The sequence below is a fragment of the Variovorax sp. GW458-11-26-14-LB1 genome, assembly GCF_059423965.1.
The window spans coordinates 21,565-34,923 of record NZ_JBWKYW010000026.1; the positions used below are offsets into that span (position 1 = coordinate 21,565).

Below are 13,359 nucleotides of genomic sequence, written 5' to 3' on the forward strand. Positions count from 1 at the left end.
GGGTTGGCGAAGCGACACGAAGTGCGCGAAGCCTGGGGGCGAGCCCAGTTTATTTATTCGATGACTTCGGGCCAGTCCGTGTGGAAGAACTGGCCCTCCGGCTTGTCGACACGCTCGTACGTGTGCGCCCCGAAGAAGTCGCGCTGCGCCTGCAGCAGGTTCGCGCTCAGGCGTGCCGTGCGGTAGCTGTCGTAGTAGGCCAGCGAGGCGCTGAAGGCCGGCACCGGGATGCCGTTGCTCACCGCCAGCGCCACCACCTCGCGCCAGTTCTGCTGCGTGCGGTTCAGCAGGTCTTGAAAGAACGGGTCGAGCATCAGGTTGCCCAGCGCCGGGTCGCGGCGGAAGGCGTCGGTGATGCGGTTCAAAAAACGCGCGCGGATGATGCAGCCGCCGCGCCAGATCGAGGCGATGCCGCCCAGGTCGAGCTGCCAGCCTTTCTTCTCGCCCATGGTCTGGATCAGGTCGAAGCCCTGCGTGTAGCTGATGGCCTTCGAGGCGTAGAGCGCGTCGTGCACCTTGGCCACCAGCGCCTTTTTCTCCAGCGACAGTTCGATCTTCGGCCCCTGCAGCAACTGGCTGGCCGCCACGCGCTGCTTCTTCTGCGACGACAGCACGCGCGCCTCGACCGCGGCGTTGATGGTGCTGATGACGACCGCGTTCTCAGCCGCGTTCAGCAGCGTCCACTGGCCCGTGCCTTTCTGGCCCGCCTTGTCCAGGATGAGGTCGACCACCGGCTGGCCGGTTTCGGGGTCTTTCTGCTCGAGCGCCTTGGCGGTGATCTGGATCAGGTAGCTCTGCAGCTCGCCCTCGTTCCATTCGTTGAAGATCGCGGCCATCTCGTCGGTCGAGAAGCCGGCCGCCTTGAACAGGCTGTAGGCCTCGCAGATCAGCTGCATGTCGCCGTACTCGATGCCGTTGTGCACCATCTTCACGTAGTGCCCCGCGCCGCCCGGGCCGATGTGGATCACGCAGGGCTCGCCGTCCACCTTGGCCGCGATGCTCTCGAAGATCGGCTTCATCACCTCCCAGGTCGACGCCGGGCCGCCCGGCATGATCGATGGCCCCTTGCGCGCGCCTTCCTCGCCGCCCGACACGCCCGCGCCGATGAAGCGCAGGCCCTTGGCTGCAAGGTAGGCGTCGCGGCGCTCGGTGTCGGTGTACAGGCTGTTGCCGCCGTCGATGACGATGTCATCTTTGTCGAGCAGCGGAATGAGCTGCTCGATCACCTGGTCGACCGGCGCGCCGGCCTTGACCATGATCTGGATCTTGCGGGGCTTGGCCAGGCTCTGGACGAACTCCTCGAGCGTCTTCGCGCCCACCAGCTGCTTGCCGGGGTGGGCGGCAATGAAGGCCTCGGTGGTGGCCTCGGTGCGGTTGTAGACGCTGACCTGGAAGCCGCGGCTTTCCACGTTCAGCACCAGGTTCTGTCCCATCACGGCCAGGCCGATCAATCCGAAATCGCTTTGCTTGCTCATGTGTGCCGGGCCCTTCGTGCGTGTGCGGTGGATGAAGCGGGCCATTGTGCCGGGCACCCGCGCGGCGTGGCGTCGGAGGGCGTCTATACCCGCTTGGCAAACGGGCCCGGGCTGGCTATGTTGGCGGGATGACTTCCGCCGCCATGCCCGCAGCCCCTGCTGCGATCCACACCTGGTCGACCGACACCGTGCCGCCGCCGCAGCGGCTGGACTACTGGATCGGCGCGGTCTGCGAAGGCTTTCTCGAGATGGACGTGACCAGCCCGCTGGCCGGCCGCTTCGGCGCTTCGCTCGAATCCGCGCCGCTCGGGCCGCTGCACGTGAACCGCGTGCGCGGCAGCGCGCAGGACGTGTACCGCACGCGCCGCGCCATCGCCCACAGCCGCCACAACTTCTACTACCTGCTGTGCAAGGCCGACTCGCCCTGGGTCGCGGTGCAGGAAGAGCGCTCGGCGCGCCTGCTGCCCGGCGACGCGGTGCTGGTCGATTCGCGGCGCTGCTACGCCTTCCACCTGCAGCAGTCGGCCGACACCGTGTCGATCGAGCTGCCGACCGCGTGGGTCGAGTCGTGGCTGCCCGATGCCGGCGACCACGTGGCGCGCCGCATCGACGGCCACAGCGGCTGGGGCGCGGCGCTCAGCGGCTTCGCGCAGGCGCTGTCGCCCGAGGTGGCCCTGCGGCCGCCGCTGCCGGCGGCGTTGCTGGCCGACCAGCTAGGCGGCCTGCTGGCCCTGGCGCTCGGCCCGACCGGTGGCGTGGCCATGCCCGACCCGTGCAGCCGCGCCGCCCTGCGCCAGCGCGTGCTCGACGCCACGCGCGAGCGCCATGCCGAGCCGGGCCTCACGGCCGCGGCCGTGGCGCAGGGGCTGGGCATCTCTGAGCGCAGCCTGCACCGTTGCCTGGCCGAAGGCGGCGGGGCAGGGCACAGCGCCACCACCTTCGCCAACGCGCTGGCCGCCTGCCGCATGCAGGTGGCGCAGCGCATGCTGGCCGATGCGCGCTTCGACCGCCTGAGCGTGGCGCAGATCGGCCTGCGCGTCGGGCTGGCCGACGCCTCGCACTTCGTGCGGCTGTGCCGCCGGCACCTGGGCGGCACGCCGGGCGCGCTGCGGCAGTCGCGCGGCTGAACGCCGGCTAGGCCCCGAACCAGTCGCGCGCCGAGCGGCCCTGGTCGGGCCCCAGCATCGAGAAGCCGCCATCGACCGGGATGTCCGCACCGGTGACGAAGCGCGCCGCGTCCGAGCACAGGAACAGCACCACCTGCGCCACGTCGTCGCCGTCGCCCACGCGGCCCAGCGGATGCATCGGCGCGCCGACGCGGTCGGCCCGTGCGCGGTCGCCGTTCGTCATGCGCGACAGCGCGTCCGACCAGGTCCAGCCCGGCGACACCGAGTTCACGCGCACGCCCCGCGGCGCCAGCGTGGCGGCCTGATTGCGCGTGAGTTGAAGGATGGCGGCCTTGGCCGCGGGGTACAGCGCCCGGCCCGCGGCGCCGAACTTGCCGCCGACGCTGCCCATGTTCACGATGGCGCCGCCGTGCGCGGCCAGCGCGTCGGCGGTCTTCTGCACCAGCATCGCGCCCGAGACCAGGTTGACGTTCAGCGCGCCCAGCCAGTCGGCGCGCGCGGCATCCAGCCCCGCATCGCCGTAGACCACCGCGTTGTTGATGAGGAAATCGATGCGGCCTTCGGTGCGAAGCGTGCCGGTCACGAGCGCATCGAGCGCGTCGTCCGAGGCGATGTCGCAGGCGACGAAGCGGCAGCCCGCGCCCACGTCGGCCGCCAAGGCGGCGCCGCGCGCCGTGTCGATGTCGACCGCCACCACGCGCGCGCCGGCCTGCACGAAGGCGCGCACGATGGCGCTGCCCAGCAGCGCGGCGGCGCCGGTGACGATCGCGACCTTGCCTTGCAGCGTCGTCATGGCCGGCCTCCCATCTGCGCGATGGCGTCGTCCACGCGCACCACGTCCGCGAGCATCGCCAGGGTTTCGAGGCTCGCCGCCTGCAGGTGCGCCTGTGCGGTGCTGCAGGCGTCGGCGACCACCGCCACGTCGTAGCCCAGGTCGCTCGCATGGCGTGCGCCGTGCTCGACGACGTGGTTGGTCGCGATGCCGGCCACGTACAGGCGACTGGCGCCGGTGGCGCGCACCACCTCTTCGAGCCCGCTGGCCCAGAAGGGGTTGTTGCGCTTGTGGGTGACGACGGCCTCGCCCGGCCGCGGCGCGAGTTCGTCGTAGAAGCCCGCGCCCCAGCTGCCTTCCTGCACCGCGCCGCTCTCGGCCACGCGGCGGAACAGCGTGCAGTTGCGCAGGCAGTCCGAATAGTCGGGCGCGAAGGCGATGCGCACGAAGATCACCGGCACGCCGTTCGCGCGCGCCCCGGCGATGAGCCGCGCGGCCGAGGCGATGAGGCGCGGGCGCGCCGGGTCGTCGGCGGCCACGCCCACGCGCACCTTGCCGTCGACGTGCAGCACGTCGTTCTGGTAGTGCATCGCCAGCAGCGCGGCCTTCACAGGAACACCTGCAGGGCTTCGTGCGGCGCGTCGCAGTTGACGAGGTCGACGCGCTTGGTCTGGATGCGCCAGCCGTCGTCGGCGCGGCGCAGCGTGTGCAGCACGCTGCCGCCGAAGGTGCGCTGCTCGGTCTTGCGCCACTCCAGCAGCAGGAACGTCGAGCGCACGGTGCAGCCCGCGTCGTCGCGCGATTCGAGCGCGATGTTTCCCAGCACGTGCACGGTGCGCGTGGGCGGCTGCTGCGAATAGGCGCGGGCCTGCTCGAGCCGCCGCGCGCGCATCGAGCGCAGCAGGGCGTCTTCGCAGAACAGCGACGCATGGTTGAGGTGGTCGACCTGGCCGTGCACCAGCGGCACCCAGTACAGGCCGTCGGGCGTGAAGAGCTTCTGCCATTCGTCCCAGCGGTGCTCGTCGAGCAGGCGCGCCTCGTGGTGCAGGAACTGCGTGAGGTCCTGCTGTTCGTTCCAGTCGCGGAAGTTCATTCGGCGCTCCCGGTCTGTGCAGCCGTGTCGACGCCCATGTACCCGGCCCAAGCCGCGAACATGTTGCGCGAGGGCATCTCGCTATTGCCGTTGGACGCGCGCCCGCCCGGCAGCGGCTGGTCGCGCCCGGCGGCGCGGTGCATGCTCACCCAGTCGCCGCCGTCGGAACCCAAGCCTTCCTGCACGCGGTTGTAGGCCTCCAGGTCGTCGGGCATCACGTTCGACGAGGGCGAGTTGACGATGTTGGTGTACTTGAGCGTGCGCTGGAAGGTGGCCTCGGGCGCACCCTTGAGCCGGAAGCTGAAGATCTCGACCAGCGTGCGGTCCACCGACAGCGGCCGGATCACGCGGATCTGCTGGAACGAGGTGTGCGGCGAGCAGCTCGGGTACACGATGGTGTTGTGCCGGTTCACGCGCAGGATCGCGTCGGCCTGTTCGGCGCCCTTCGCCGCTTCGAGCGACGCCACGTAGGCCAGGCTCACCGGGTCGGTGGGCGGCACGAAGATGCCTTCCATGAAGCCGTGGCCGTGGTCGTAGCCCTTGAGCTCCAGCTTTTCCCAGAACTCCAGCGGCTCGCCGTTGCCGTCGACGATCACCACCTCGAAGGGCTTGGGCGTGCCGGTGGGCATGGCCTCGTGCTCTTCCTTGGCCGCGCGCCACGACGACTCGTGCGTGGCCACGGCGTGGATGGTGTCGTGCAGGTTCTCGAAGAAGATCTTCCAGTTGTTGCGCTGGATCACGCGCTGAACGCCGCCCGCCACTTCCACTTCGCCCTCGGGCGCGCGGTCGCAGAAGTTGTCGAGCGACGTGGCCACGCCACCCAGGAATTCTTTCAGCTCCGGCCCGTCTTCCGACAGGCTCGCGAACACGAAGCCGCGGTGCGTGGCCACGCGCGCCACCTTGCGCACGCCGTACTGCGGGTCTTTCAGGTCGAGCGCGGTGCATTCGTAGCCGCTGCGCAGCGGCACCGACAGCAGGCTGCCGTCGCACTTGAAGGTCCAGCCGTGGTACAGACAGCGCAGGAACTTGCCGGCGCTGCCGCTGCCGTCGGGCACGAGCTTGGCGCCCTTGTGCGGGCAGCGGTTGAACATCACGTGCACCTGGCCGTCGGTGTGGCGCACCATCACCACGGGCTCGCGGCCCAGGCGGGTGGTGAAGTAGTCGCCGGGCTTGGGCACCTGGCTTTCGTGGCCGACGTAGATCCAGGCCTGGCCGAACACGCGGTCCATTTCCAGCTCGAAGATGGCGGGGTCGGTGTAGACGCGCTTGTGCACGCGGTCGGGCTGCACGAGCGACTGGATGTCGATCGGGCTTGTCGCCGCCATGGGGATGATGGGGATCACGGAATTCATCGGGTGGGTCTCCTGAAACGTCATCAGATGTCGAGCACCAGGTGCGGCGTCTTCGCGCGCGACACGCAGGTGCACAGGGTCTTGCCGTCCGCCTTCTCGCGCGGACTGAGGTTGTGGTCGCGGTGGTCGGGCACGCCTTCGACCACGTCCACCACGCACACGCCGCAGTCGCCCTGGCGGCAGTCGTACAGCGGGTCCAGGCCGGCGGCGATGAGCACGTCGAGCAGGCTCTGGTCGGGCGCCACGGTCAGCGTCTTGCCCGAGCGCAGCGTGCGCACCTCGAAGGGCGCATCGCCCGCCTGCTCGATGGCGCCGGCGAAGAGTTCGAAGTGCACGTGGTCGTCGGGCCAGCCGAGCGCGCGGGCGGTGTCGATCACGGCCTGCACCATGCCGCGCGGGCCGCACACATGCAGGTGGCGCCCGGGCATGGGCGCCGCCAGCAGCGCGCGCAGGTCGAGGCCGCGTGCGGGGTCGCCGCCGTCGTGCACCACCGTGCCGCCGAGCGCGCGCACCTCGTGCAGGTAGGCCGTGGCTTCTTCGCTGCGCGTGGCATAGACGAAGTCGAAGGGGCGCGCTTCGGCCGCGAGCGATCGCGCCATGCACAGCAGCGGCGTGATGCCGATGCCGCCCGCGATGAGCAGCGGCGGCGCGCTGCCCGCGTGCAAAGCGAAGTCGTTGCGCGGCGCGTGCGCGACCAGTGCGGTGCCCGGTTGCAGCGCGTGCATCCAGGCCGAGCCGCCCGCGCCCTGCGGTTCGCACAGCACGGCGATCTCGCAGCGGTCCGAGCCGTCGTGCGGCTTGGCGAGCGAGTACGCGCGCTGGCCCGGATGGCCGTTGGCCTGCACCACCTGCACGCCCAGGTGCGCACCCGGCGTGAACGGCGGCAGCGGCTCGCCGTCGGCCGAGCGCAGCACGAAGGCCTTGATGGCCGGCGTGAGCGGCGTGACCGCGTCCACGACCAGCGCCAGCATGTCGGCGGCGCTGCTCATCCCAGGGGCAGCGCCGGGTCGGCGATGGTGAGGCCGGTCGATTTTTCCCAGCGCGGCATCAGTGTGTTCGACGGCTGCGTTTCGTCGACGAGCTTGCGCGCCGTCTCGGCGCCGGCCACGGGCAGGCCCTTCGGATCGAGCAGGCCGATCTGCACCAGCACGCTGGCCTGGTCCCAGTAGATGTGCTCGTGGTACAGCTTGTCGCCGCGGAATTTCACGATGGCCACGAGCGGAATCTCCACCGGCTTGCCGGTGGGCGCGATGCCCGGGAGCAGCCAGTCGATCTCGACCGTGTGGGTGAAGCTGAACAGCATCTCGTCCACGATCTGCGTCGCGCCCACCGTGCGCGAGATGGGCGTGAGCCGTGTGTCGGGCGGCGTGCTCGGAATGAAGTGGTGCTTGTAGAAGCGCGACAGCTCCTTGGCGCCCACGCCGCCGGTCATGGTCGGGATGTGGTTCACGTAGGGCTCGCTCACCATCGTGGCCATGGTGGCGACCACGTCGCGCGTGGCGAATTCGTACTCGCAGTGCTTGTCCCACAGCGCCGAGAGGTCGTACACCGGGCCGATCGCGTCCTTGAACAGCGCCATCGAGCGCTGGTGCGCCATCAGCGTGGAGGGCTTGTCGAAGTGCTCGCCGCCGGTGCGTGCAAACGCATGGTCGACGCCGGGGTAAACGTACATCTGCGCCTCGGGCTGGCCGGCGAAGGCTTCGAGCACCTGGGCGCGGGCCTCGGGCGGGCAGAACTGGTCGAGCTCCGCAAAGTGCAGGGCGATCGGGCATTTGATTTGCGGCACGAGGTCGAGCGCGCCCTCGATGCCCACGCCGTAGTAGCCCACGGCCGCGTCCACGCCCGAATGCGCGGCGGCCAGGTAGGCCAGCTTGCCGCCGAGGCAGAAGCCCAGTGCGCCGACCTTGCCGGTGCAGGCCGGGTGCGCGCGCAGCGCCTTCACGCTCGCCGTGACGTCGGCCACGCCGGCTTCGATGTCGAACTTCTGGAAGAAGCCGAAAGCGCGCTGCCAGTCTTCGGGCGAGTAGCCCAGATCGACACCGGGCTCCATGCGCCAGAACAGGTCGGGCGCGAGCACCACGTAGCCTTCCTGCGCATAGAGGTCGGCCACCTCGCGCACGTAGGCATTGACGCCGAAGATCTCCTGGCACAGCACGATGCCGGGGCCGCGCCCCGAGGCCGGCAGGGCCAGGTAGCCGCGAAAGGTCTGGGTGCCGTCGCCGGTGGGAATGTCGATGGTGTTGCTCATCGGTTCGTCTCTTGAAGTGGTGGGGTCGGCGGCGATTCTGGGGAGCGTGCCGGGGCGTTGTCTGTCCATTTCGTGCAGCGGTTTGCGCCGCACGAAACGGATAGCGGGGCGCCGCAGCCGCACAGAGACTGCGCCCTGCATTTGCTGCCCCCCACGTTCAACAAACTCACCCCGAGGAGACCTTTCATGTCGCAGGCCACGCCCCGATCCGTCTTGTGCGCGCTCACCGTCCTGGTGGGCGCGCTGGCTTTACCTACGCAGGCACAGACCGTGAAAGTCGGCCTGGCGATGGACCTGTCCGGCCCCTTCGCCGTCGGCGGCGCCGAGGCCAAGGCCGGCTTCGCCGTGGCCATGAAGCAGCTGGGCGGCAAGCTCGGGGGCGTGCCGGTGGAGTTCGTCGAGGCCGACACGGCAGGCAACCCGGAGATGGCGCGCCAGGTGGTCGAGCGCATGCTGCTGCGCGACAAGATCGATTTGTTCACCGGGCCCGTCGGTTCGTCGGTCGCGCTGGCCGTCGGCCCGCCGCTCTTCGCTGCCAAGGTGCCCTACCTGTCGAGCAACACCGGCCCGAGCGACTATTCGGGCGCGCGCTGCAACCCGTACTTCTTCGGCGCTTCGTACCCGAACGACGCGTACTACGAATCGGCCGGCAAGTTCGCGAGCGACAAGGGCTTCAAGAAGGTCGCGATGATCGCGCCCAGCTACCCCGGCGGCAAGGACGCCATCAACGGCTTCAAGCACACCTTCAAGGGCGCCGTGGGCGACGAGCTGTACACCAAGCTCGGGCAGCTCGACTACTCGGCGGAGCTGGCGCAGATCCGCGCGTCGAAGCCCGATGCGCTGTACTTCTTCCTGCCCGGCGCAATGGGCGTGAGCTTCATCAAGCAGTTCGTCGGCGCGGGGCTGTCGAAAGACGTGGCGCTGATCTCCACCGCGTTCTCGGCCGACGAAGACATGATTCCCGCCGTCGGCGAGCCGATGCTGGGCCTCTTCAACACCGCGCACTGGTCGTTCGACCTCGACAACCCGGCCAACCAGCGCTTCGTGGCCGCGTTCCGCCAGCAGAACAACGGGCGCAACCCGTCGTTCTACGCCGGCCAGGCCTACGACGTGCTCATGGCGATGGATGCGGCCGTGCGTGACGTCGGCGGCAAGGTGGCCGACAAGCCCGCGCTGCTCAAGGCGATCAGGGCGGCCAACTACAAGTCGGTGCGCGGCGATTTCCGCTACGGGCCCAACAACTTCCCGATCCAGAACTACTACCTGCGCGTGGTCGCCAAGGACGGCAGCGGACGCATCGCCAACAAGGTGATCGGCACCGTGCTGGAGCGCTACCAGGACCGCACCGCTGTGCAGTGCGCGATGAAGTCCTGAGGCGTTTCAGTGCCGCGCGGCGGGCAGCCGTGCGGGATCGCGCGAGGTGTCGCGCGGCAGCTGCCCGAAGCGCTCGCGGTAGCAGGCGGCAAAGCGGCTCAGGTGCGAGAAGCCGCAGTTCAGCGCCACCTCGGTGACGCTGGCGCCGTCGTGCCGCGTCAGCTGCGCGTGCGCGGCATCGAGCCGCATGTTGCGCAGCACCTCGCCGGGCGACAGGTCGCGGTGGCGCCTGAAGAGCAGGGCGAGGCCGCGGCGCGTGACGCCCGCGGCCTGCGCCACCTCTTCGAGTGAGAGCAGCGAGTCGAGCCGTTCGCGCATGAACTCTTCGGCCCGGCGCAGCTGCCGCAGGCTGGTTTCTTCGGTGCCGCGCTGCGCGTCGGCATGCCGCTGCAGCACCGAGTTCGGCCGGTGGCACAGCAGGTAGAGCATGAGGTTGTCTTCGCAGTGCGCGAGCCAGCGCGGGTCGTAGCGCTCGAACTCCGTGGGCGGCAGCAGAGAAGCCAGGCTTGCCACCATGCGGCACCACTGCGTGCCCGCCGCGTCGTCCAGGCGCAGGGGCATGTCGAAATCGATCTCGCCCACGGTGTCGCCGCCGCGCAGCGCGAAGGCATGGCGCGCCACCTCCTGCAGGCGGCTGAGTTCGATCTTCAGCATCAGCTGTTCGCAGTCGGCATGCCAGCGCAGGCGCACCGGCTTGTGGGCCGAAATGATGGCGCCCTGGCCGGGGTGGATCTGCAGCGTCTGCCCGCCGGTGTGGATGTCGGCACGGCCGCGCAGCGGCATCTGCACCAGCACGAAGTTGCCGAGCGCATCGGGCTCGATGTCGACGTCGCAGCCGTAGCGCAGGATGCACAGCGACAGTGCGCTCATCTCGGCGCGGCAGAAGATCGCGTCGACATCGCCCGAGCGCCACACGCTGCGGTGCGGCTTCAGCTCATGGGCCACGCGCGCGTGCGTCTCTTCGGCCTCGCGCGAGCGGAAGACCTCGCGCCTGTACAGCGGGGACAGTTGCTGACTCGACCATGCGTCCATGGACACTCCTGCGGGGCCAAAGTGGGGAAAGCGACGGAAACGGACGCTTTTTTCTACGCTGGAATCTACGTGGGTGCGCCGCGCGCCGCCATGGGAGTTGCCCGGGCAACGGGCGTCCCCGTTGCAAGAAGCTTGCCCGGGTTGTGTCTAGATGCTGCGGAGATTCACTCGCTTCGACAGCGCTTCGGCGTTCTCGCGCCGCTCGCTGTAGCGATCGACCAGGTGGTCCGCGCAGTCGCGTGTGAGCAGCGTGAACTTCACCAGCTCTTCCATCACGTCGACCACGCGCTCGTAGTAGGGCGAGGGCTTCATGCGGCCCGCGTCGTCGAATTCGAGAAAGGCCTTGGCCACCGACGACTGGTTGGGGATGGTGATCATGCGCATCCATCGGCCCAGCACGCGCAGCTGGTTCACCGCGTTGAACGACTGCGAGCCGCCCGACACTTCCATCACCGCGAGCGTCTTGCCCTGCGTGGGCCGCACCGAGCCGACGGCCAGCGGAATCCAGTCGATCTGCGCCTTCATGATCCCGGTCATCGCGCCGTGGCGTTCGGGCGAGGTCCACACCATGCCCTCGGCCCACTGCGCAAGATCGCGCAGCTCCTGCACCTTCGGATGGTCTTCGGGTTCGCCGTCGGGCAGCGGCAGGCCGCGCGGGTCGTAGATGCGGGGCTCGGCACCCATGGCGCGCAGCAGGCGCGCGGCCTCTTCGGTCAGCAGGCGGCTGTAGGAGCGCTCGCGCAGCGATCCGTACAGCAGCAGGATGCGTGGTGCGTGCGTGGCGCGTGCGGTGGGAAGCAGCTCCTGCAGGCGAGGGACACGGAACGCGTCGGCGTCGAGCTGCGGGAGATCAGGGCTTGGCGACACGCTGGCCTTTCGCGTCGATCACGGCTTCGCCGTCTTCCTTGGCGAACGCGCCTTGCTGCGGCTTGGGCAGGATGTCGAGCACGGCTTCCGAAGGCCGGCACAGGCGCGTGCCGAGCGGCGTGACGACGATGGGGCGGTTGATGAGGATCGGGTGCTGCAGCATGAAGTCGATGAGCTGTTCGTCGCGCCACTTCGGATCGCCCAGGCCCAGCTCGTCGTACGGCGTGCCCTTCTGGCGCAGCACCTCACGCACGGGCACGCCCATCGCCGCGATCAGCTGCGTGAGCGTGGCGCGGTCGGGCGGGGTCTTCAGGTACTCGATGACGGCGGGCTCGTCGCCCGTGTTGCGGATCAGCGCGAGCACGTTGCGCGAGGTGCCGCAGGCGGGGTTGTGATAGATGGTGATGTCGCTCATGGCAGGCTCGTTGGAGAAGAAGAAACGAAAGAAGGGTCAGCCCAGGCTGAGCCGCAGCGCCAGCGCGGCGAGCGTCGCGGCCAGCACGGGCAGGGTCAGCACGATGCCGATGCGGAAGTAGTGGCCCCAGGTGATGGTCATGCCCTTCTTCGCGAGCACGTGCAGCCACAGCAGCGTGGCAAGGCTGCCGATGGGCGTGATCTTCGGGCCGAGGTCGCAGCCGATCACGTTGGCATAGACCATCGCCTCCTTCACGAGGCCCACGGCGCCCGAGGCCTCGATCGACAGCGCACCGACCAGCACGGTCGGCATGTTGTTCATGACCGAGGAGAGCACCGCCGCGAGAAAGCCGGTGCCCATGGCCGCGCCCCAGACGCCGCCCTGCGCGAACAGGTTCAGCAGCGTGGCGATCTGGCCGGTGAGCCCGGCGTTGCGCAGCCCGTAGACCACGAGGTACATGCCCAGCGAGAAGACGACGATCTGCCAGGGCGCGCCGCGCAGCACCTGGCGCGTGCCGATCATCGGGCCGCGCGCCGCCACCGCGAGCAGGATCACCGCGCCGAAGGCGGCCACGGCGCTCACCGGCACGCCCAGCGGCTCCAGGCCGAAGAAGCCCACGAGCAGCAGCGCGAGCACGACCCAGCCGGCGCGGAAGGTGTCGCGGTCGCGGATCGCGTCGGCGGGATTCTTGAGGCGGGCCATGTCGTAGTGCGCGGGAAGGTCGCGCCGGAAGCACCACAGCAGCACGCCCAGGCTCGCGAGCACGGCCGCGACGTTGACCGGCACCATCACCGAGGCGTAGGCGTTGAAACCGATGCCGAAGAAGTCGGCCGACACGATGTTCACGAGGTTCGACACGATGAGCGGCAGGCTGGCCGTGTCGGCAATGAAGCCCGCCGCCATGACGAAGGCCAGGGTGGTCGCCGGCGTGAAGCCGAGCGCCACGAGCATGGCCATCACGATGGGCGTGAGGATCAGCGCCGCGCCGTCGTTGGCAAAGAGGGCCGAGACCGCCGCGCCCAGCAGCACGATGAAGGCGAACAGCCGGCGGCCGTTGCCGCGACCCCAGCGGGCCACGTGCAGGGCGGCCCATTCGAAGAAGCCGGCCTCGTCGAGCAGCAGGCTGATGAGGATGACGGCAATGAAGGTCGCGGTGGCGTTCCAGACGATGGCCCAGACGACGGGGATGTCGGTGAGCTGCACCACGCCGAAGAGCAGGGCGATGACGGCGCCCAGGGAGGCGCTCCAGCCGATGCCGAGGCCGCGTGGCTGCCAGATGACGAGCACGAGCGTGAAGATGAAGATGAGGAGGGCGGGGATCATGTTCTTCTGTTCAGGGCGTGTGCACAGGCCACCGGGTACTTCCCTCCGCGAATGTCCCCCCGGCCTGCGGCCTCCTCCTTGATTTCGCTGCGGGAAGCACCCAGTGTCCTGCGCACGGGGACGCGCTGTTGGTGCGCGCCGATCAACGACTGCACTGCCCCATGCTCACGTCGATGGGGTGCCTTGCGCAGCGAAATCAAGGAGGAGCCCGAAGGGCGGGGGACATTCGCGGAGCAAGGTGCCCCGTCGGCGGGAGCACGCCAGAGCACACGCACGCTGCG

Annotated in this window: 13 protein-coding genes; 2 read left to right on the plus strand and 11 right to left on the minus strand. The window is 69.4% G+C overall.

All coding sequences use genetic code 11. The features are described 5' to 3' along the window. Window positions 1-53: 53 nt before the first annotated feature. Window positions 54-1,475, minus strand: coding sequence for a decarboxylating NADP(+)-dependent phosphogluconate dehydrogenase (gnd, locus tag AC07YS_RS17970; RefSeq protein WP_495268679.1), 1,422 nt, complete (start codon window positions 1,473-1,475; stop codon window positions 54-56). A gap of 128 nt (window positions 1,476-1,603) precedes the next feature. Here gnd and AC07YS_RS17975 point away from each other — a divergent pair, with 128 nt between their 5' ends. Further along, a complete protein-coding gene (locus tag AC07YS_RS17975; RefSeq protein WP_495268680.1) occupies window positions 1,604-2,602 on the plus strand; it encodes an AraC-like ligand-binding domain-containing protein in 999 nt (332 codons plus the stop codon). A 7-nt stretch (window positions 2,603-2,609) separates the two neighbouring features. Here AC07YS_RS17975 and AC07YS_RS17980 read toward each other — a convergent pair whose 3' ends face one another. Genes AC07YS_RS17980 through AC07YS_RS18005 form a run of 6 tightly spaced genes read right to left on the minus strand, consistent with a single transcriptional unit; the run spans window position 2,610 to window position 8,067 of the window. Continuing rightward, window positions 2,610-3,395, minus strand: coding sequence for an SDR family oxidoreductase (locus AC07YS_RS17980; protein WP_495268681.1), 786 nt, complete (start codon window positions 3,393-3,395; stop codon window positions 2,610-2,612). Further along, window positions 3,392-3,985 carry a cysteine hydrolase family protein gene (locus tag AC07YS_RS17985; protein ID WP_492685100.1) on the minus strand — a complete coding sequence of 198 codons (594 nt, stop codon included), beginning with the start codon at window positions 3,983-3,985 and terminating at the stop codon, window positions 3,392-3,394. The genes AC07YS_RS17980 and AC07YS_RS17985 overlap by 4 nt, the downstream gene beginning before the upstream one ends. Next, window positions 3,982-4,467 (minus strand): aromatic-ring-hydroxylating dioxygenase subunit beta, encoded by a 486-nt coding sequence (locus AC07YS_RS17990; RefSeq protein WP_159272640.1) that lies wholly within the window; start codon window positions 4,465-4,467, stop codon window positions 3,982-3,984. Before AC07YS_RS17990 ends, AC07YS_RS17985 begins: the two co-directional genes overlap by 4 nt. Next, on the minus strand, window positions 4,464-5,819 hold the full coding sequence (locus AC07YS_RS17995) for an aromatic ring-hydroxylating dioxygenase subunit alpha (RefSeq protein WP_495268682.1): 1,356 nt from the start codon (window positions 5,817-5,819) through the stop codon (window positions 4,464-4,466). The genes AC07YS_RS17990 and AC07YS_RS17995 overlap by 4 nt, the downstream gene beginning before the upstream one ends. Before the next feature lie 23 nt (window positions 5,820-5,842). Continuing rightward, window positions 5,843-6,808 carry a PDR/VanB family oxidoreductase gene (locus AC07YS_RS18000; protein WP_495268683.1) on the minus strand — a complete coding sequence of 322 codons (966 nt, stop codon included), beginning with the start codon at window positions 6,806-6,808 and terminating at the stop codon, window positions 5,843-5,845. Then, window positions 6,805-8,067, minus strand: a complete 1,263-nt coding sequence (locus AC07YS_RS18005) for a dienelactone hydrolase family protein (RefSeq protein WP_495268684.1) — start codon at window positions 8,065-8,067, stop codon at window positions 6,805-6,807. The genes AC07YS_RS18000 and AC07YS_RS18005 overlap by 4 nt, the downstream gene beginning before the upstream one ends. Window positions 8,068-8,253: 186 nt before the next feature. On the opposite strand from AC07YS_RS18005, the gene AC07YS_RS18010 reads away from it, so the two are divergent. Beyond that, window positions 8,254-9,441, plus strand: a complete 1,188-nt coding sequence (locus AC07YS_RS18010) for an ABC transporter substrate-binding protein (RefSeq protein ID WP_354347304.1) — start codon at window positions 8,254-8,256, stop codon at window positions 9,439-9,441. Between the two features lie 6 nt (window positions 9,442-9,447). Here the strand turns inward: AC07YS_RS18010 and AC07YS_RS18015 are convergent, their stop codons facing one another. From AC07YS_RS18015 to AC07YS_RS18030, 4 genes are all read right to left on the minus strand, one after another. After that, a complete protein-coding gene (locus AC07YS_RS18015) occupies window positions 9,448-10,473 on the minus strand; it encodes an AraC family transcriptional regulator (RefSeq protein WP_492695080.1) in 1,026 nt (341 codons plus the stop codon). Window positions 10,474-10,620: 147 nt separating this feature from the next. Continuing rightward, a complete protein-coding gene (gene arsH, locus AC07YS_RS18020; protein WP_495268685.1) occupies window positions 10,621-11,340 on the minus strand; it encodes an arsenical resistance protein ArsH in 720 nt (239 codons plus the stop codon). Next, on the minus strand, window positions 11,324-11,755 hold the full coding sequence (gene arsC / locus AC07YS_RS18025) for an arsenate reductase (glutaredoxin) (protein ID WP_495268686.1): 432 nt from the start codon (window positions 11,753-11,755) through the stop codon (window positions 11,324-11,326). Before arsC ends, arsH begins: the two co-directional genes overlap by 17 nt. 36 nt (window positions 11,756-11,791) lie before the next feature. After that, entirely contained in the window at window positions 11,792-13,078 is a 1,287-nt protein-coding gene (locus tag AC07YS_RS18030) for an arsenic transporter (protein ID WP_495268687.1), read from the minus strand. Window positions 13,079-13,359: the final 281 nt, after the last annotated feature.

Coding starts and splice junctions, on each gene's coding strand:
- gnd (WP_495268679.1), bottom strand. CDS start 1,475: ATGAGCAAGCAAAGCGATTTCGGATTGATCGGCCTGGCCGTGATGGGA.
- AC07YS_RS17975 (WP_495268680.1), top strand. CDS start 1,604: ATGACTTCCGCCGCCATGCCCGCAGCCCCTGCTGCGATCCACACCTGG.
- AC07YS_RS17980 (WP_495268681.1), bottom strand. CDS start 3,395: ATGACGACGCTGCAAGGCAAGGTCGCGATCGTCACCGGCGCCGCCGCG.
- AC07YS_RS17990 (WP_159272640.1), bottom strand. CDS start 4,467: ATGAACTTCCGCGACTGGAACGAACAGCAGGACCTCACGCAGTTCCTG.
- AC07YS_RS17995 (WP_495268682.1), bottom strand. CDS start 5,819: ATGAATTCCGTGATCCCCATCATCCCCATGGCGGCGACAAGCCCGATC.
- AC07YS_RS18000 (WP_495268683.1), bottom strand. CDS start 6,808: ATGAGCAGCGCCGCCGACATGCTGGCGCTGGTCGTGGACGCGGTCACG.
- AC07YS_RS18005 (WP_495268684.1), bottom strand. CDS start 8,067: ATGAGCAACACCATCGACATTCCCACCGGCGACGGCACCCAGACCTTT.
- AC07YS_RS18010 (WP_354347304.1), top strand. CDS start 8,254: ATGTCGCAGGCCACGCCCCGATCCGTCTTGTGCGCGCTCACCGTCCTG.
- AC07YS_RS18015 (WP_492695080.1), bottom strand. CDS start 10,473: ATGGACGCATGGTCGAGTCAGCAACTGTCCCCGCTGTACAGGCGCGAG.
- arsC (WP_495268686.1), bottom strand. CDS start 11,755: ATGAGCGACATCACCATCTATCACAACCCCGCCTGCGGCACCTCGCGC.
- AC07YS_RS18030 (WP_495268687.1), bottom strand. CDS start 13,078: ATGATCCCCGCCCTCCTCATCTTCATCTTCACGCTCGTGCTCGTCATC.